The sequence below is a fragment of the Streptomyces sp. NPDC111516 genome (assembly GCF_055635345.1).
Genome location: NZ_JBVKBV010000034.1, coordinates 17,718 through 34,867 on the forward strand (window position 1 = coordinate 17,718; position 17,150 = coordinate 34,867).

General features: G+C 67.5%; 13 protein-coding genes and 1 pseudogene. 7 read left to right on the forward strand and 7 right to left on the reverse strand.

The genetic code is table 11. The annotated features are described in order from the left end of the window. Window positions 1–25 precede the first annotated feature (25 nt). A pseudogene (locus ACZ7L9_RS35120) lies at window positions 26–362 on the reverse strand (ISAzo13-like element transposase-related protein); the annotation flags it as partial. Window positions 363–586: 224 nt separating this feature from the next. Here ACZ7L9_RS35120 and ACZ7L9_RS35125 point away from each other — a divergent pair. The 6 genes from ACZ7L9_RS35125 (at window position 587) to ACZ7L9_RS35150 (ending at window position 8,455) form a co-directional block, all read left to right on the forward strand. Next, window positions 587–2,182 (forward strand): GMC family oxidoreductase, encoded by a 1,596-nt coding sequence (locus tag ACZ7L9_RS35125; RefSeq protein ID WP_471421589.1) that lies wholly within the window; start codon window positions 587–589, stop codon window positions 2,180–2,182. 10 nt (window positions 2,183–2,192) lie between these two features. Beyond that, entirely contained in the window at window positions 2,193–2,585 is a 393-nt protein-coding gene (locus ACZ7L9_RS35130) for a gluconate 2-dehydrogenase subunit 3 family protein (RefSeq protein ID WP_471421590.1), read from the forward strand. A gap of 117 nt (window positions 2,586–2,702) precedes the next feature. Continuing rightward, window positions 2,703–4,229: an aminobutyraldehyde dehydrogenase gene (locus tag ACZ7L9_RS35135; protein ID WP_471421591.1), complete on the forward strand. Its 1,527-nt coding sequence runs from the start codon at window positions 2,703–2,705 to the stop codon at window positions 4,227–4,229. Next, on the forward strand, window positions 4,226–5,671 hold the full coding sequence (locus ACZ7L9_RS35140) for a purine-cytosine permease family protein (RefSeq protein ID WP_471421592.1): 1,446 nt from the start codon (window positions 4,226–4,228) through the stop codon (window positions 5,669–5,671). The genes ACZ7L9_RS35135 and ACZ7L9_RS35140 overlap by 4 nt, the downstream gene beginning before the upstream one ends. A gap of 73 nt (window positions 5,672–5,744) precedes the next feature. Continuing rightward, window positions 5,745–6,734 carry an agmatinase gene (gene speB, locus ACZ7L9_RS35145; RefSeq protein WP_471421593.1) on the forward strand — a complete coding sequence of 330 codons (990 nt, stop codon included), beginning with the start codon at window positions 5,745–5,747 and terminating at the stop codon, window positions 6,732–6,734. Between the two features lie 185 nt (window positions 6,735–6,919). Then, window positions 6,920–8,455, forward strand: coding sequence for a PucR family transcriptional regulator (locus ACZ7L9_RS35150; RefSeq protein ID WP_471421594.1), 1,536 nt, complete (start codon window positions 6,920–6,922; stop codon window positions 8,453–8,455). Window positions 8,456–8,645: 190 nt separating this feature from the next. On the opposite strand, the gene ACZ7L9_RS35155 is transcribed toward ACZ7L9_RS35150, so the two are convergent. From ACZ7L9_RS35155 to ACZ7L9_RS35165, 3 genes are all read right to left on the reverse strand, one after another. Beyond that, entirely contained in the window at window positions 8,646–9,830 is a 1,185-nt protein-coding gene (locus ACZ7L9_RS35155; protein ID WP_471421595.1) for an alanine racemase, read from the reverse strand. 59 nt (window positions 9,831–9,889) lie between these two features. After that, the gene (locus ACZ7L9_RS35160; RefSeq protein WP_471421596.1) at window positions 9,890–11,308 is read right to left on the reverse strand and encodes an amino acid permease; all 1,419 of its coding nucleotides are present in this window, start codon (window positions 11,306–11,308) and stop codon (window positions 9,890–9,892) included. A gap of 113 nt (window positions 11,309–11,421) precedes the next feature. Continuing rightward, a complete protein-coding gene (locus tag ACZ7L9_RS35165; protein WP_471421614.1) occupies window positions 11,422–11,880 on the reverse strand; it encodes a RidA family protein in 459 nt (152 codons plus the stop codon). A gap of 231 nt (window positions 11,881–12,111) precedes the next feature. On the opposite strand from ACZ7L9_RS35165, the gene ACZ7L9_RS35170 reads away from it, so the two are divergent. After that, a complete protein-coding gene (locus ACZ7L9_RS35170; protein ID WP_471421597.1) occupies window positions 12,112–13,743 on the forward strand; it encodes a PucR family transcriptional regulator in 1,632 nt (543 codons plus the stop codon). Window positions 13,744–13,845: 102 nt separating this feature from the next. On the opposite strand, the gene ACZ7L9_RS35175 is transcribed toward ACZ7L9_RS35170, so the two are convergent. The 3 genes from ACZ7L9_RS35175 to ACZ7L9_RS35185 are packed head-to-tail and all read right to left on the reverse strand — an operon-like array spanning window position 13,846 to window position 17,142. Continuing rightward, a complete protein-coding gene (locus ACZ7L9_RS35175; RefSeq protein WP_471421598.1) occupies window positions 13,846–14,511 on the reverse strand; it encodes a substrate-binding domain-containing protein in 666 nt (221 codons plus the stop codon). 13 nt (window positions 14,512–14,524) lie between these two features. Beyond that, complete coding sequence (gene manD / locus ACZ7L9_RS35180) at window positions 14,525–15,754, reverse strand: D-mannonate dehydratase ManD (protein ID WP_471421599.1); 1,230 nt, start codon at window positions 15,752–15,754, stop codon at window positions 14,525–14,527. Next, on the reverse strand, window positions 15,745–17,142 hold the full coding sequence (locus ACZ7L9_RS35185) for a mannitol dehydrogenase family protein (RefSeq protein ID WP_471421600.1): 1,398 nt from the start codon (window positions 17,140–17,142) through the stop codon (window positions 15,745–15,747). Before ACZ7L9_RS35185 ends, manD begins: the two co-directional genes overlap by 10 nt. Window positions 17,143–17,150: the final 8 nt, after the last annotated feature.

A 17,150-nucleotide genomic window follows, 5' to 3' on the forward strand; every position in this document is an offset into this window, starting at 1 on the left:
GTCGGTCCACGTGCTTCCGCGAAGCCGGGTGGTCGTTTCGTCCCCGGGTGCTGCCACCAGCGGCGGATCGATTCCACCGCGAACTCGGCGGTGTCGTGCTCGGTTCCGACGTTGACCCAGCCGGTGTTGTGGGCGATGTCGTAGATCCCGTAGGGGATGATCACCGGCTGGGCGCTGGTGGTGAACGTGTGGCAGTCCACGTGGATGGGGTTCTTGCCCGGCCGCCAGGTGCGGCCGGGCCGGTAGCGGTTGCCGAGCCATTCCTTGACCCTGGTGTCGACGCTGATCACCGGCTGGTTGTCGTCGAGGAAGGCCGTGGCGGTTGCGTTTATGTGGGTGAACTGGGCGTCTCTCAGGTTGTGCATTTGCTCAAGTCGAACCACCTCACTTGTGGCGGATGAACTGGTGTCGTCGGGGGTGGGCCGAAGCATTCTGGGTGCGGGTCATTCGATCCCCTGTCCGGCAGGCACCTGAGGGCCGACCGGACCGGAAAAGTCCACCGATGTGGGTGCGAACGTGTCCGCAGCGGACTGAGCGAGCGGGAGAGCTACAGGTGAACACGCAGCATGATCATGGGGATGCGGATGTGCTCATCGTAGGTGCCGGCGCCTCCGGTGGGGTGGCGGCCCTGGAGTTGGCCGGCCGTGGGTTTCGTGTGGTCTGTCTGGAGCAGGGCGACTGGGCTCTTCCCGATGACTTCACGGGCGGCAAGCCCGAGTGGGAGCTGACCCGCCTCAAGCAGTGGCACCCCAGTCCGAATGTGCGCGGGCGGAAGAGCGACTACCCGGTCGACACGAAGGAGAGCCCGATCGAGCCGTTGATGTTCAACGGCGTGGGTGGCAGCACTATCCTGTTCTCCGGACATTGGGTCCGGGCACTGCCCTCCGACTTCCGGGTCCGGACCCTCGACGGGGTCGCGGATGACTGGCCGTTCACCTACGAGGACCTGCGGCCGTTCTACGACGAGGTCACCCACCACATCGGCGCGTCCGGACTCGACGGCGACCCGGCTTACCCGGACCCGCACACTTTCCCGCTGCCGCCTATGCCGATCGGCAAGTACGGCCTCGCCGCGGCGAAGGGCATGGACAAGCTCGGCTGGCACTGGTGGCCCGCCCCGAACGCCATCGCGTCGCGTAAGTTCAAGAACCGGCCCGCGTGCCTGCGGTACGGCGCCTGCGAGTCGGGATGCCCGACCGGAGCGAAGGCGAGCACCGACTTCACGCACTGGCGCGACGCGATCGCCGCCGGTGCTGTGTTGGTGACCGGGGCCCGGGTGCGACAGCTCACGGTCGACAACCGGGGTCTGGTGACCGGCGCCGAGTACGTCGACCGCATGGGAGTCGTGCGCCACCAAGCCGCAGGCGTGACCGTGCTGGCCGCCAACGGGATAGGCACGCCGCGACTGTTGCTCAACTCGGCCTCTGCGCAGTTCCCCGACGGTCTGGCGAACTCCTCGGGCCTGGTCGGCAAGCGGCTCATGGTGCATCCCTACGCCTCGGTGTACGGGACCTACGAGGACGAGCTCGAGACCTGGCTCGGCCCGACCGGGCAGGCACTGCAGTCGATGCAGTTCTACGAGACCGACACCAGCCGCGGGTTCGTGCGCGGGGCGAAATGGAACCTGATGCCCACCGGCGGTCCACTCACCCACACCTTGTGGGAGCCGGGCCAGGACTGGCGCGACGCCTTCGGGCCCGCCTTCCACACCCGGTTGCGCACAACCTTCGGCCGGTACACCGAGTGGGGGATCACCACCGAGGACCTGCCTGAGGACCACAACGAGGTCGTGCTCGACCCGGACGCGACAGACTCCGACGGCATCCCGGTGCCCAGGATTCGCTACACCATCAGCGAGAACACCGAACGCATGCTCAAGTTCCATGTCGACCGGGCGGCCGAGGCCCACCTGGCCGCGGGCGCGACTTCGGTGCTCCCCATCCCCGTCGTTCGGGAAAGCGGCTGGCACCTCCTGGGCACCACGCGCATGGGTACCGATCCCGCCACCTCCGTCGTCGACGAGTACGGCCGCGCGCACGATGTGCCGAACCTTTTCATCATCGACGGGAGCGTGTTCGTCACCTCGACCGGGGTCAACCCGACCGCGACCATCATGGCGGTCGCGCTGCGGTCGATGCGCCACCTCGCCGACAACCGCCACAACCAGCCCGCCACCGACTGAGGACCCCGTGATGCTCGATCCCGACCAGCGACGTACCTTCGCCGCACTCGCCGACGTACTGATTCCCGCGTCCGATCCGATGCCCTCGGCCACCGCCGCAGGTGTGCCGGCTGCCCTGCTCGACCAGGTGCTCGGCTACCGGCCGGACCTGGCCGAACCGTTCGCCGAGGCGGTTGCCTGGTGCAAGGGCAAGGACCCGGAAGCTGCTCTGGACGCGCTTTGTGTGCAGCAGCCCGAGCAGTTCCAGGCCCTCACTGCGCTGACCGCCGGCGCCTATTTCCTGAGCCCCCGGACGAAGGGCGCGCTCGCCTACGACCCTCCGCCGCGCACGGCCCTCGACGACGTCGATTCCTACATCGACATGTTGGCCACCGTCGTCGATCGCGGCTTCGCGATCCGTTGAGCTCGCGGACTGAGCATCTGCACAACCAGGTCGGCGTGCTTCTGAGCAGTTGGGCCGGTGCACCCGAGGTGGGCGCACCGGTCGTGAACCCAGGCAACACGAACGAAGGATTCCAAGATGATCGAGGCGCAAACGCAGATCGCCGTGGCTCACCTGGGAGGCGACCTGGCGGCGGTGGGTGCGGAGGCCGCGGTGTTGACGCACTTCGTCAACGGTGCCGGCTGGGAGGGCACCGGGACGCAGACGCAACTGGTGTTCAACCCCGCGACGGGACAGCCGATTGCACAGGCCCTGTGCGGCACGCCGGCCGATGTCGACAAGGCTGTGGCCGCCGCCAAGGCGGCGTTGCCCGGCTGGCGGCAGCGGACGCCGAAGGACCGCGCCGACGTGCTGCTCAGGGCCGCGGCGGTGCTGGAAGCCAACGCCGAGGAGCTGGCGCACCTGGAGTCCGTCAACACCGGCAAGCCGATGCCGCTGGCCCGCGACGATGTCGCCGGGACGATCGACACGCTGCAGTTCATGGCTGGTGCGGTCCGGACGCAGCTGAGTCTGAGCGCCGGAGAGTACGTCACCGGCCGCACGTCAATGATCGTGCGGGAGCCGGTCGGGGTAGTGGCCGCGATCACGCCGTGGAACTACCCCCTGCTCACGGCGGCATGGAAGATCGCGCCGATCCTGGCGGTCGGCAACACTTGCGTATTGAAGCCGTCGGATCAGACACCGCTGACCGCCCTGCGCATGGCCGAGCTTCTCGCCGAGGTGCTTCCCGCAGGGGTGCTCAACGTCGTCACTGGTGCCGGATCGGTGGTCGGCGAGGCGCTCGCGACTCACCCGGATGTTGCGCTGGTGTCGGTGACGGGCAGCGTGCGGAGCGGACAGGCGGTGGCCAGCGCGGCCGCAACCACGCTCAAGCGCGTGCACCTCGAGCTCGGCGGTAAGGCACCGGTCATTGTGTTCGCGGACGCCGACCTGGACGCGGTCGCCGAAGGCGTCCGGTTCGCCGGCTTCGGCAACTCGGGCCAGGACTGCGGCGCGGCCTGCCGGATCCTCGTGGAGCAGTCCGTCCACGAGGAGCTGCTGAAGCGTCTCGTGCCCCGGGTGGAGTCGCTGGTCGTAGGCGACCCGGCGGCCGGGGACCACATCGAGATGGGGCCGCTTGTCTCGAAGACCCACCGCGACAGCGTGCTCGGCTTCCTCAACCGGGCCTTCGCGGAAGGAGCGCGGGCGGCGACGGGCGGGAAGGCTCCGGAAGGCGACGGCTACTACGTGCTTCCGACGGTTCTGGTGGACCTCCCGGACGGTGCCGAGTCCACTCGTGAGGAGATCTTCGGGCCCGTGGTCACGGTGGAGACCTTCACCGATGAGGATGCCGCAGTCGAGGCGGCCAATCGCACCGCCTACGGGCTGTCCGCCTCGGTCTGGACCGAGGACGCCCGTCGCGCCGCGGATCTGCCCGGGCGGCTGGACTTCGGCACCGTGTGGGTCAACGACCACCTCGCATTCGCCACCGAAATGCCGTGGGGCGGGTTCAAGTCCTCCGGCTACGGGCGCGACCTGTCGGCGTATGCGCTCGATGACTACTCGCGTACCAAGCACGTCATGTTCAACCGGGCTCGATGCTCTGACGAGACGGAGCAGTCATGAGTGAGCAACCGGCTGGGCGGCGCGAGTCCGTCTCCAGCATCGAGTCGGCAACGATCCAGCCGGTCCCGCTCGACCAGCGGCACGGCACGAACCGGGACATGTTCACGATCTGGTTCGGCACGAACATCATGATCCTTTCCATTGTCACCGGAGGTCTTGCCACCACGCTGTTCGGCCAACCGGCCTGGTCGGCCGCGCTGGGGATCGTCGTCGGGAACCTCTTCGGTGCGATCTTCATGGCACTGCACTCCGCCCAGGGGCCGCGGCTCGGGGTCCCTCAGATGGTCCAAACCAAGGGGCAGTTCGGCTCCTGGGGTGCGCTGCTGATCGTCCTGATCGTGGTGGTCATGTACCTCGGATTCTTCATCTCGATCCTGGTCTTCGGAGGACAGTCGCTGGCGTCGGTGATTCCGCACCTGAGCAGCAAGGCCGGCATTGTGCTGCTCGCGGCGGCCAGCATCGCGGCCACGATCTGGGGCTACAAGCTGATCCACGCCTATGCGCGGATCATGACCTACGCCTCGGGTGCCGTCCTGCTACTGGCGTTCGTCTGGGCGTTCGTCGTCCACCCCGTGCCGCACACCTTCTTCGGCACCGGTGAGGCCACCCTGTCCGGGTTCGTGAGCACCGTGTCGGTGGCCGCGGTCTGGCAGATCGCCTACGCACCGTACGTCTCTGACTACTCCCGTTATATGCCGGCCAGGACCGGCTCCAGGCCGGCGTTCTGGATGAGCTACTGGGGCACCAGCATCGGCTCGATCCTGCCCATGTTCCTGGGCGCGGGCATCGGGCTGCTCCTGCCCGGCGCGGACCCCATCGCCGCCTTGACCAAGGCAACCGCCGGGATCAGCCTGCTGGTCGTGGCCGTGTTCAGCATCGGGGTCGCCGCGACGAACGCGATGAACCTGTACTGCGGAACCCTGTGCACGATCACGATCGCGCAGACCTTCCTGCCGCGCTTCACGGCTCGCAGCCGCGAGCGCGCGGTGGTCGCGACCGGACTGTGCACGATCGCGCTCGCCGTAGCCCTCACCTCCGGGAGCGGCTTCGTCGCCACCTACAACAACTTCCTCACCCTGCTGCTCGGCTCCCTGGTCCCGTGGACCGCGGTCAACCTGGTCGACTTCTACCTGGTGCGCCACGGTGACTACGCCGTCGAGGACTTCTTCAAGCGCGACGGCGGTCGCTACGGCCGAGTGAACTGGCCCGCGGTGCTCTGCTACCTGATCGGTGTCGCTGTGCAGATCCCGTTCATGATCATCGGGACCGCCTACACCGGCCCGATCGCCAAGGCGCTCGGCCACACCGACATCTCCTTCATCGCCGGCCTGCTCGTCGTCTCGCCGTTGTACTACTTCACGGTGAAGGCTGTGGCCCGGCTGCGTACGGCCGTGGCTGTCGAGGAGGTTCCCACGCTCGTCCAGGGCGGGACCGGAGCCTGAGCACACCGGTGCGCCGGGCACCTGGCCCGGCTCCCCATCGCAGCTTGCCCCCAATCTTGATCGGAGTCACCCCATGAGCGACCACCAGCCGATCGGTGCCCTCGAAGCCACCGTGGTCCCGCGCTTCGCCGGCCTCGGCACCTTCGCCCGGATCCCTTCCATCGACGCCGTGCCCGACTACGACATCGCGGTGCTCGGCGTCCCGTTCGACGGCGGTACGTCGTACCGGCCGGGCGCCCGGTTCGGGCCGATGGGCATCCGGCAAGCGTCCCGACACCTGCGGCCGCGGTTCCACGTCGAGCTCGATACGGCGCCGTTGGAGGCGGTCCAGGTCGTAGACGCAGGTGACGTGCCGTGCACTCCGTACTCCATCGACGAGGCGATGGGCCAGATCGAGGGGTTCGCCCGCGAGGTCGTCGGCCAGCGTGACCGGCGCCTGGTGACGCTCGGCGGTGACCACACCGTCGCGCTGCCGATGCTGCGCGCGGCACGGGACAAGCACGGCCCGATCGCTCTGATCCACTTCGACGCCCACCTCGACACGTGGGACACCTACTTCAAGGCTCCGATCACCCATGGCACCGTGTTCCGCCGCGCGTTCGAGGAGGGCCTGCTCGTCGAGGACAAGTCGATCCACGTCGGCATCCGCGGTCCCATCTACGACCAGCTCGACCTGGTCGACGACGCGTCGTTCGGCTTCAGGGTCATCCGGGCCGGGGACCTCGACGTTCTGGGCATCGACGGAGCCGTCGATGTCGTGCGGCGGCGGGTCGGTGACGCCCCGGTCTACCTCTCGATCGACATCGACGTGCTCGACCCTGCCTTCGCACCGGGGACGGGTACGCCGGAGATGGGCGGGTTCACCAGCCGTGAGCTGCTGCACCTGCTTCGTCGGCTCGACGGTCTCAACCTCATCGGGGCCGACGTCGTCGAGACCGCACCGGCGTACGACCATGCCGAGATCACCTGTGTTGCGGCCGCCACGGTGGCCTTCGACCTCATCACTTTGATGAGCAAGGCCGATATGCGCACTCCTGACCGCCCGGCTGCCGCCACGGCCTGACGTCGGCGGCGCAGTGCAGGAAGCGTTACGGCGAGCGACACCGGGCGCGGCACGCACGTGAAGTACCAGGAGACGGCCCGTGGCAGGCCGGTCAGCGAACGTGACCGAGCGCTGACCGCGCCTGCCACTTCTGCATGAATAGGTGATATCGACCGCTGCGTGGACTATTCACCTATGGTGATTGGATGATTTGTGTTGCGGAACTGCTGGAGATGCCGCACCTGCGACTTCGCCTTTTGTCTGGCCGAGACGGGCTGCAACGGGAGGTCAGCTGGACGCACACCTGCGACCTGCCTGAGCCGTGGCAGTGGCTGACCGGCGGAGAGCTGCTGATGACCAACGGCATGTCCTTTCCGAAGGCGGCTCGCGAGCAGGAGGAGCTTGTGAGACGGCTCGTGGACGCCGGTGCCAGCGCTCTCGCGATCGGCGAACAAATGTACTGCCCGCCGCTCACCGCGCGGTTCACCAGTGCCAGCGATTCGCTCGCCCTCCCGGTGCTCTCGGTGGAGTACCCGATGCCGTTCGTCGCGATTTCGCGCGAGGTGGCGGCGGCCAACCTGCCGCAGCAGTCGGACCGGCTGATTCGAACCGAGCGGATATATCACGCCCTGCAACGCTCGGTCACCGAAAAGCGCAAGCCGTCTCAGCTGACCACCGCATTGTCGCAGCAGCTGGGCTGTGAGCTGCACGTGTGCCATCGCGAGTCCGCCGAACCGTGGTTTCCCGGCAGCCCTGAACCCGACGCGAGACTTCGCAAGGCCCTGTCGCAGGCCGAACCCGGATCCCGACAGGTCAGCGCCGGCGCGTTCGTCACGCGTCTGAGTGACGGCCGGGAGCTGCGTCTGGCAGACATTCCCACCCAGACCGGTGCCGTGCTCGTCCTGGTGTCTGACGGGCGGAACGTGCTCGATGCCATCCTCATGCAGCACGCTGCGACCGTGATCGCCCTTGAGATGTCCCAAGCGCTGGTGGACCTGGAGCACTGCCGCCGCCAGGGTGCCGAGTTGCTGGCCCGGCTCATGGACGGCGGTGCCGAACCCAGGGGCGGACACAGCCAGCTCCTCGAGGCCGGGATCGACTCGACCTCCGCGATCCTGTACGCCGTATCCTCCGACGACAGCGCCCGGTTGCGTCAGTTGCATGTCGCCTTGTGGCGCAATGGGGTTCCGCATCTGGTCGTGCACCGCTCTGGTGCTCTCTACCTACTGGCGCCAGACGAGGAGCGGGTGCTGCGCGTCGTCCGTTCAAACGTCGGTCCCTCCGCATCGGTGGGTGTGAGCGCCGCGATCAAGACCGTGGATCGCATCCCCGAGGCGGCGCGGGAAGCACGCTGGGCGAGCCGGTCAGCCGAGCGTGTCGAGACGCGTACCTTCCGTTACGGGGAGGCGACGCCGTTCCTCGGCGTTGCCGGCATCGAAGACGCGATCGCACTCGTCGACCGAGTGCTCGGGCGGCTTCTGGAGTACGAGTCCAGCCACCGAGGCGAGCTCCTGCCCACCCTCGAGAGCTTCTTCGACAATCAGCGCTCCTGGCAGAAGACGGCGGACGCCTTGCACGTGCATCGGCAGACAGTGCTCTACCGCATCCGCAAGGTCGAAGACATCACCGGGCTCAACCTCGACCGCACGCGGGACATCGCCGAGCTATGGCTTGCCCTACAAGCGCGTTCGATGCTGCCGAGCGCCGATGAGCCGAAAGCGCTCATCGGGGATGTTTCCTGAGAAGTGGTGTACCGGCTCCCACCTGATCCGGGCGTCAAGGCGTACCACGTGCGCGCCGCCGCGGGACGACATCGGCGGTCGCAGGCGAGGTGGGTACGCCCCCGGTGCCAGAGGGGAGCGTCGGGGACAACTGGTGGCGATGCGCGCGAACCTCGATCGAGCGGACCGTGTAACCGGTTCAAGCGGCTGATCACCGCGCATGAGCTGCCTCTGTCCTTCTCGCCGACTCGCTGAGCGCTGTGGCGATCGACGATCGGCCGAAGTCGGTGCGCCAGACGTCGATCACATCACCGTGGACGTTGGTGATGAGGTACTCGGGCCACCGGTCAAATGCCGAGCACGGGTGCGAGATCCCGAACTCGACGACATCCGTCACCTCAAGATTCCATGCGTCGGAGAGCACGGTGTGGTGGTCGTACAGCGCGCGCACACGTCCGCGGACATCGGACTTGTCCTGTCCGGCCGCCGTGGTGGCGGACAGAAGGATCGGCGTCTCGGTGTCGTAGGGAAGGTCGCGCTTCCCGGCTCCGACCACGGCGGTGCCGTCCTCGGCGGCGGACACGACGACCGCGCGCACGGCCAGGGCTGGGACGAGGCCGGGAATCGGGCTCACGCGGGCATAGACGCCGTGATCGTGCGTGACATAGCAACCGGACCTGAGCAACCGGATTGTGCCCGGAACGTCGTCGTCCGTCGGGAGGCAGTCGACGACGCGGTCAGGGAAGGCCGATCCGCCCATCGAGTACACCGGGCGGTCGGTCTCGAAGAGTCCGGCGACATCGAGGTAGACGTCGCGGACCCGACGGCAGTGTTCGTCCACGGCCGCAAGCGTTTCGTCGGTCCTTGTGTTCGGGGCGACGCCTTCGTACCCGGCGACTCCCACGAGCCGGAGTCCGGGAGCCGCTCGGACGAGCTCCGCTGTGCGGCGGGCCTGCTCCGGGTCGCGGATACCGGTGCGGCCACCCGGGGTGCCGATGTCCAAAAGCACCTCGAGAGCGGGGCCGTGCGCGCCGAACACCTGATTCGCTGCGGCGATCCCGGCCGCGGAGTCGACGAAGCACCGGATCTTCCGTTCCGGCTCGGCGGCTAGCCAGGCCCGAAGTCGCGCCAGTCCGAATGGATCGACGATCTGGTTCGCGACGAGGACGGTGTTGTGTCCCCAGCCGAGCACGGTCGCGACCTGATCGACGGTGGCAACGGTGACGCCGACGGCGCCGGCCGCGATCTGTCGTTCGATGATGGGAGCGGACATCGTAGTCTTGACGTGGGGAGCAAGCGCGACGTCATGGGTCTTGCACCAGTCGGCCATGACGCGGATGTTGTGATCGAGGGCGGCGGCGTCGAGACGCAGTTGGGGGTATGCGGCGGGAATCACGGCTGTTCCTTCAGGTGGCTGCTCGGCAGGGCGTCAGCGCAAGTGGATGGACTCACGGCTCACAGCGCGCTCGGTGCCCGGGCCGGGACGTGCTCCTTGCGGGCGGCGTTTCGCGACGACATCCGATAGCCGCCGATGAGAACCGCTGCCCAGACCGGCAGGGCGTACAAGGCGATGCGCTGGCCCTCGTCGAACGCGAGGAGAATCGTCAGAGCTGCGAGGAAGGCGAGGGTGGCCCAGCACAGGGCCTTGGCATAAGGGAGCCGGAACGTACTCGCGGGTGCTTCACCGCGTTCGACGCGACGCCGGTAGACGAGGTGGCAGACGACGATGACACCCCAGCTCCAGATTCCTCCGAGGGTGGCGACCGACGAGATGTACGAGAACGCCTTCTCCGGGACGGTCGCGTTGACCGCGACACCGACGAGCATCAGCGTGCCGGAGGCGATGATGGCGGCCGCAGGCACGTGACCACGGCTGGTCTTCTCGAACACCTTGGGTGCGAGCCCGTCCTCGGCGAGCTTCTTGAGCAGGCGTCCGTTGCTGTACAGCCCGGCGCTGCACGCCGACAGAGCGGAGGCGAGGACGACGAAGTTCATGAAGCCGGCGGCCGCGGGAAGACCAATGTGCGAGAAGCTCTTGACGAAGGGGCTCTCGTCCGCGCTGAACTGATCCCAAGGGAACAATGACATCAGCACGATCAGGGTGCCGACGTAGAAGATCCCGATACGCCAGGGAACGGAGTTGATCGCCTTCGGTATCACGGACTCCCGGTCCTTGGTCTCGGCTGCGGTCATGCCGATGAGTTCGACGCCCTGGTAGGAGAAGACCACGATCTGGAAGGCCAGAAGGACCGCGAGCAGCCCGTGCGGGGCGATGCCTCCGTGATTCCAGAGGTTCTCGACCCCGCCTGCCCGGCCGGCTTTGCCGACGTTGAAGACCAGTGCGAAGATGCCGCCACCGATTAGGGCAAGGATGGTGACGACCTTGATCGATGCGAACCAGAATTCGGCCTCCCCGAAGAATCCGACCTTGGCCAGGTTCAATCCGACGAGTGCGAGCAGCGCGATCAGTGCCGTGAGGTATTGCGGCATCCACGGGAACCAGAACTTGACGAAGACCCCGGCTGCGGTGAGCTCGGCCATCCCGATGATGGTCCAGGTGATCCAGTAACCCCAGCCGGTGACGAAACCGTATGCAGGGCCCAAGAACTCGCGCGCATACTCGGCGAAGCTCCCCGCGACGGGCCGGTACATCAGCAGCTCGCCGAGGGCACGCATGATGATGAAGATGAACACGCCGGTGACCGCGTAGACGCCGATCACGGCCGGCCCGGCGTAGGAGATACCTTTCCCGGATCCGAGGAAGAGCCCGACTCCGATGGCGCCACCGATCGCGATCATGCGGATGTGTCGTTTGTTGAGTCCTTGCGCGAGGCCGTCCTGGTTCGCCCCTTCGGGGGAGCTGTCGACTGTCATGGTGTGTCCTTGTTGGAGGCCAGCGTTCGGATATAGGCGTTCGGGGTCGGCGAGGACAGTCGTGGCAGACCGTGCCGGGCGTCGCTCGGTCGGGTCCGGCCGGGTGTCGAGGGTCAGGCAACCTCGACGATGAGTTCGACTTCGACGGGGGCGTTCAGTGGCAGTTCGGCGACGCCGACAGCCGAGCGCGCGTGCGTACCGGCGTCGCCGAAAACGCTCGCGAGCAGATTCGAGGCGCCGTTGACGACGTCGGGCTGGCCGGCGAAGTCGTCGGCGGAAGCGACGAACCCGGTCACCTTCACGACCCGTACGACCGAGTCGAGGCCGACGAGGGCGTCGATCGCAGCAAGTCCATTCAGAGTGCAGATTTCCGCTGCCCTCGACGCGTCCGTCACCGAAACCTCGCGGCCGACCTTTCCCGGTCGTTCGATCGATCCCCGCACCAACGGCAACTGGCCAGAGGTGTAGACCAGATCACTGGTCCGCACCGCCGGAACATAGACGCCGATCGGCGTGGCCGTCGACGGCAGTTCGAACCCGAGCTCGGCGAGGCTTTCCGCCCATGACGACATGGACGACGCGGAGACAGCGCACCGCGCGTCGCCGGATGCACCGGTGGTGGATGGTGTTGCGAACATGTAAACACTGCCTGCTTTCGGGGGTGGGACGTCGATGTGCACCAGCGTGCTGCGCGTCACCACGACGTGCACCGTGCGGCCGCACCAATTGCGGCCGACGTGTGGTTCGGATTCACGAACGCCGTACCGTTGGGTGCAGCAGGAAGCGAACGAAGGGCGCCGATCATGACCAGCCCTGGAGCCAGGCTGGACAACGTCGTGAGCAACCTCGCCGGCACTCTGCTGGAGGTTCTTGCGGGGACCGTCGACGGAACGACGTTGATCACCGACGTCGTCGTCGACGATCCGCGGGAACAGGTACCGGTTCGCCCCGGGGCCATGCTTCTGTGTACCGCCGCCGACGTCCGAGATCTGCCGGCCTTGCTCGATCGTGCGGTCACACGCCAGGCGCCCGCCCTCGTGGTACGTGCGCCGCTGGATCTCGAGCCGGAGCTGCGTGCTCGCATCGAACGCAGCGGTGTGGTCCTGCTCGGCCTCGCCGGCGGAGCAACGTGGGCACAGTTGGTCGTCCTGCTCCGCTCGCTGCTCTCCAGCAGTGCGAGCGGCGAGGAACTGCTGGCCGGAATGCCCGCGGAAGACTCGTTCGCCCTGGCCAACGCGATCGGATCACTGCTCGACGCGCCGATCACCATCGAAGATCGCGACTCACAGATTCTGGCGTTCTCCGATCGCCAGAACGAGGCTGATCAAACACGGATCGAGACGATTCTCGGACGTGTCGTCCCGCAGCACGCCCGCCTTGCGCAGGAACGAGCGGGCGTCTTCAAACGGCTCTACGCCAGCGAGAAACCGATCTTCATCGACACACCGCAGATCGAAGGAGTGCCAGGTCTTCCGCGCGTGGCGATAGCCGTACGAGCAGGTGACCAAGTGCTCGGCTCGATCTGGGGGGCTGTCCCTGGGCCACTGAGCGAGGAGAAGGAGCAAGTACTCGTCGATGCCGCGAAAGTCGTTGCGCTGCAGTTGCTGCGGCATCGTATCGGTGTAGACATCGACCGGCAGGTTCGCGCGGACCTCATCGCAACCGCGTTGACGGGAGGCGCCCCGGCGTCGGGCGCGATCGAGCGTCTTGGACTGGCGCACCGGACCGTGACGGTGCTCGGCCTGTCCCTTCCGAATGGGAACTCGGCCGACACTGCCGTCTCCGGGCAAACGCGACGGCAGACCTTGGAACGGATCACCGACTCCTTCGCATTTCACCTGTCGGTCGCGGCACCCGGCGCGGTTGCCGCATTGGTCGGCGACGTGTGTTATGCGATCGTGCCGGCGCCGATCCGGAAAGGGAAAGAAAACGTCACGGCCATGGCCCAGCGGGTTTCTGACGATTTCCTCGACCGTGCACGGGGCAGACCTGGAGGAGTGGCGATCGGCATCGGTCGCGACGGCTCGTCATCCGATCCGGCCGACCTGGCTCGCTCGCGGCACGATGCGGACAGAACCCTACGTGTCCTGCGCCAGGAACCAGCCGGCCGAGTCGCGATGTTCGCCGACGTCCAACTAAACGCACTCTTGCTGGAGATCGGTGACCAACTGCACAATGAGGGCGGACTGCTGGACGGCCCCATCGCCCGGCTGCAGCACCACGATCGAGAACACGGAACCACGATGGCGGAAACCGTGGCCCAATGGCTCGACCACCTCGGCAACACCCTGAACGCATCTGCGGCCATGGATGTACACCCCAACACATTCCGATACCGCCTTCGCCGAGCGGCAGAAATCGCGCAACTGAACCTGAATGATCCCGACGAACGCTTTGCGGCGATGCTCGAGTTCCGGCTTACGGATCGTTTCTAAATGAAATGTTTCGTGAGGCTCGGTAGTTGAGTGTTGTGTCGGCAGGATCTGCAGGGTGTCTGCTGATCTTGTGCCTGATGACCTGTGGGAATGTTTGCACGATCACGCACAGTGCAGTGATCTGTCCTCCCGCCTGCTCCCGCAGGAATCGCGGATGATCAGGCGCGGTTGCAGCTGTGCCTGGTGTGCCGGAGTCGAGTCACCGCCTTCGATACGACGCAGCAGCAGCTCTGCGGCGAGTGTGCCGACCTCGTCCTTGGGTGGTGATATCGCCGTCAGCGGCACCTCGCCGAGGTCCGCGACCTCGGCGTCGTAGGCGACGATGGCAACGTCGTGAGGGACGTTCAGTCCCGCTCGACGCAGGTGCTGCAGCAGCCGTGCGGCGTCGCGATCACCGTGGCGGAAGACTGCTGTGATGCCATGCTCCTTGCAGGCCTTCGCGTATGCGGCGAGCCCCTCGGTGAGCCACCGCTCCCTTCGTACTTCGGCTGCCCGAATGTGCGGCAGCCCGAGATCGCTGAGAGCGCGGCGGAAGCCGGCGGCCACCAGCTCGGCCGTGGCCGTGCGAAGTCGCCCTACGTGCCCGATACGTTCATGGCCGAGCCCGGCGAGGTGACGGACTGCGGAGCACGCGCCGCCGGCATGGTGGGTGCAGACGTACGCGGTGGCATCGTCGGGAGCCGGCCGAGGGGGGCGACGCTCAACGAGCACACAAGGCACGGAGATCGCCCTCGGCAGGCGATTGATGTAGCCCTGCGGATCGCCCATCACGAAAGGTTGGTCACCAGTCGTGGACGGTGCCGTCGGCGAGGCGGTTGCAGGGCAGGTACGCCTGCCGGTACGGATGGGCCGCGGCGGCCTTCTCGTCCAGTTCGACGCCGAGTCCGGGGGCGTCGCCGGGGTGGAGCAGGCCGTCCTCGAACGTCAGTGACTGGCGGAAGACCGTGTTCGTGGCTTCGCTGTGGCCCATGTACTCCTGGATGCCGAAGTTGTGGATGGCCAGGCCCAGGTGGGCTTGGGCGGCCAGGCCGACGGGGGAGATGTCGGTGGGGCCGTGGAAGCCCGACTTGATCTGGTACTCGGCCGCCGTGTCCGTGATCTTGCGCAACGGAGTGATGCCGCCGAAGTGGGTTGCGGCGGCCCGTACGTAGTCGATGAGCCGTTCGGTGAGCAGGGTCTGGAAGTCGGCCGCGTGATTGAACACCTCGCCCACCGCCAGCGGTGTGGTGGTGTGGTGGCGGATCAGGCGGAAGGCTTCCTGGTGTTCCGCGGGCGTGCTGTCCTCCAGCCAGAACAGGTCGTAGGGCTCCAGAGCCTTGCCGAGCTTGGCCGCCTGGATCGGCGTCATCCGGTGGTGGCCGTCGTGCAGCAGCGGCAGGGCAGGTCCGAATTCGTTGCGTACGGCTTCGAAGACGGTGGGCAGGTGGCGCAGATAGGCGCGGGTGTCCCAGTCCTCCTCCGGGGGGCGGCTGCCCCGCCCGGCCGGTTCGTGGTCATAGCGCTCGCCACTGGCCTGGGGCTGTGCCGCCACTCCGTACAGAGCGTTGATGCCGGGGATGGCGCTTTGGATCCGCACGGCCTGGTGGCCTTCTTCGATGTGCCGGCGCACCGAGTCGAACAGCTCGGGCAGGTCGCGGCCGGAGGCGTGGCCGTAGGTCATCAGCCCGGTGCGGGATGCGCCACCGAGCAGCTGGTAGACGGGCAGGCCCGCGACCTTTCCCTTGATGTCCCACAGCGCCATGTCGACGGCTGCGATGGCCGCCATCGTCACCGGGCCGCGTCGCCAGTAGGCGCCGCGGTACAGGTACTGCCAGGTGTCCTCGATGCGGTGCGGGTCGCGGCCGATGAGCAACTGGGCGACGTGGTCGCGCAGGTAGCCGGCGACAGCGAGTTCGCGGCCGTTGAGGGTGGCGTCGCCGAGGCCGGTGATGCCTTCGTTGGTGGTGATCTTGAGGGTGACGAAGTTGCGGGTGGGGCTGGTGACGATGACGTCGGCTGAAGTTATGTGCATGTCCACCTTCTGAGTCGCGGGGAGCGGCGGAGCCGGTTCACTGCGGCCAAGATCGCCGCATCCTCTCCCCAGGCCGGGCTGATCACGGAGAGGAGTGCCGCCAGGCGGCGGTCGTCGCCCGCCAAGGCACAGGCGCGGGCCAGAGCGGGTGCGGCGGGGTCGGGCAGCGCGGCGGGGTCGGGTGCCGCGAGCACGTACTCCGCCCAGGCTGCCGCGCAGCGCAGAGCGGGTGTGGGGTCGTGGCCGGCGGCCTGTTCGGCGTGGACCACGGGCAGGATGCGGGCGCGCAGTTTGGTGCTGCCGTCCGTGGCGATCTGGGCCAGACGGTGGGCGATGCGCGGATTGCGGAAGCGGGCCAGCAGCTGCCGGCGGTAGGCGGGAATGTCGAGCCGGTCGTCGTTCAAGTGGCGGGCGGCGGCGTCCCACAGACCGTCCACCGCCGTCGCGCAACTGGGATCACGGATCGCCTCGGCCACCGTGTCGTGGCCCCGAGCGAGGCCGGTGTACGCGAGCAGCGAGTGTGCCCCGTTCAGCAGCCACAGTTTGCGCCGTTCATAGGGACCGACGTCGTCGACGAACAAGGCTCCCGCCTGCTCCCACGGCGGTCGTCCGGCCGGGAAGCGGCCGGCCAGAACCCAGCTGTGGAACGGTTCGGCGACCACCGTGTTGAGGTCGCGCAGACCCAGGTGCGCCGAGGCCAGGCTGATGTCGACGGCGGTGGTGGCCGGTGTGATGCGGTCGACCGACGTGCTGACGAAACCGACGTGGGCATCGAGCCAGTCGGCCAGCTCCTCGTCGACTGCGGCGGCCAGGCTACGGACCACGCGATGGGTCACCGCTCCATTGCCGGGCAGGTTGTCGCAGGAGATGACCGCGACGCCGCCGCCCCCCGTGCGGCGGCGCGTGGCCAAAGCGTCGAGCAGGCGCGCGGGGGCCGTGACCAGAACGCCGTCCGTACCTGTGCGCAGGGCCTGCAGATCGTGCAGTACGGGCGGCGCGGACAGGTCCAACTCGCCGTCGGCGCCCAGGTGGTAGCCCGCCTCGGTGATCGTCAGGGTCACCGCGGCGGTCCGCGGCGACGCCGCGAGTGTGCGCAGCCGCATTTGGTCGGCCCCGTCGTGGGCCTCGGTGATGGAGCCGACCAGCTCGACACGGTCCTGGGCGGCGGAGCGTTCGATGACCGAGTACAGGCCGTCCTGCGCCGCCAGTGCGTGCGCGGCGTCCGGGCGGCGGCCCGTGAAGGCCGCGATGCCCCACCGGCGCTCGCGGTCGGCCCGGTGGGTGTACCAGGCTTGGTGCGCGCGGTGGAAGGCGCCCAGCCCCAGATGGATGATCCGCACCGGGGCCCGCGAGGGGGCCCCGGCCGTGGCTTGGTTGAGCAATTGCATGCGGGTGC

Excerpts from the sequence above, each read along its gene's own strand:
- ACZ7L9_RS35140 (WP_471421592.1), top strand. The coding sequence starts at position 4,226 with ATGAGTGAGCAACCGGCTGGGCGGCGCGAGTCCGTCTCCAGCATCGAG.
- ACZ7L9_RS35165 (WP_471421614.1), bottom strand. The coding sequence starts at position 11,880 with ATGTCGTCATGGGCGGAAAGCCTCGCCGAGCTCGGGTTCGAACTGCCG.
- ACZ7L9_RS35160 (WP_471421596.1), bottom strand. The coding sequence starts at position 11,308 with ATGACAGTCGACAGCTCCCCCGAAGGGGCGAACCAGGACGGCCTCGCG.
- ACZ7L9_RS35175 (WP_471421598.1), bottom strand. The coding sequence starts at position 14,511 with ATGGGCGATCCGCAGGGCTACATCAATCGCCTGCCGAGGGCGATCTCC.
- ACZ7L9_RS35185 (WP_471421600.1), bottom strand. The coding sequence starts at position 17,142 with ATGCAATTGCTCAACCAAGCCACGGCCGGGGCCCCCTCGCGGGCCCCG.
- ACZ7L9_RS35135 (WP_471421591.1), top strand. The coding sequence starts at position 2,703 with ATGATCGAGGCGCAAACGCAGATCGCCGTGGCTCACCTGGGAGGCGAC.
- speB (WP_471421593.1), top strand. The coding sequence starts at position 5,745 with ATGAGCGACCACCAGCCGATCGGTGCCCTCGAAGCCACCGTGGTCCCG.
- ACZ7L9_RS35150 (WP_471421594.1), top strand. The coding sequence starts at position 6,920 with ATGATTTGTGTTGCGGAACTGCTGGAGATGCCGCACCTGCGACTTCGC.
- ACZ7L9_RS35130 (WP_471421590.1), top strand. The coding sequence starts at position 2,193 with ATGCTCGATCCCGACCAGCGACGTACCTTCGCCGCACTCGCCGACGTA.
- ACZ7L9_RS35170 (WP_471421597.1), top strand. The coding sequence starts at position 12,112 with ATGACCAGCCCTGGAGCCAGGCTGGACAACGTCGTGAGCAACCTCGCC.
- manD (WP_471421599.1), bottom strand. The coding sequence starts at position 15,754 with ATGCACATAACTTCAGCCGACGTCATCGTCACCAGCCCCACCCGCAAC.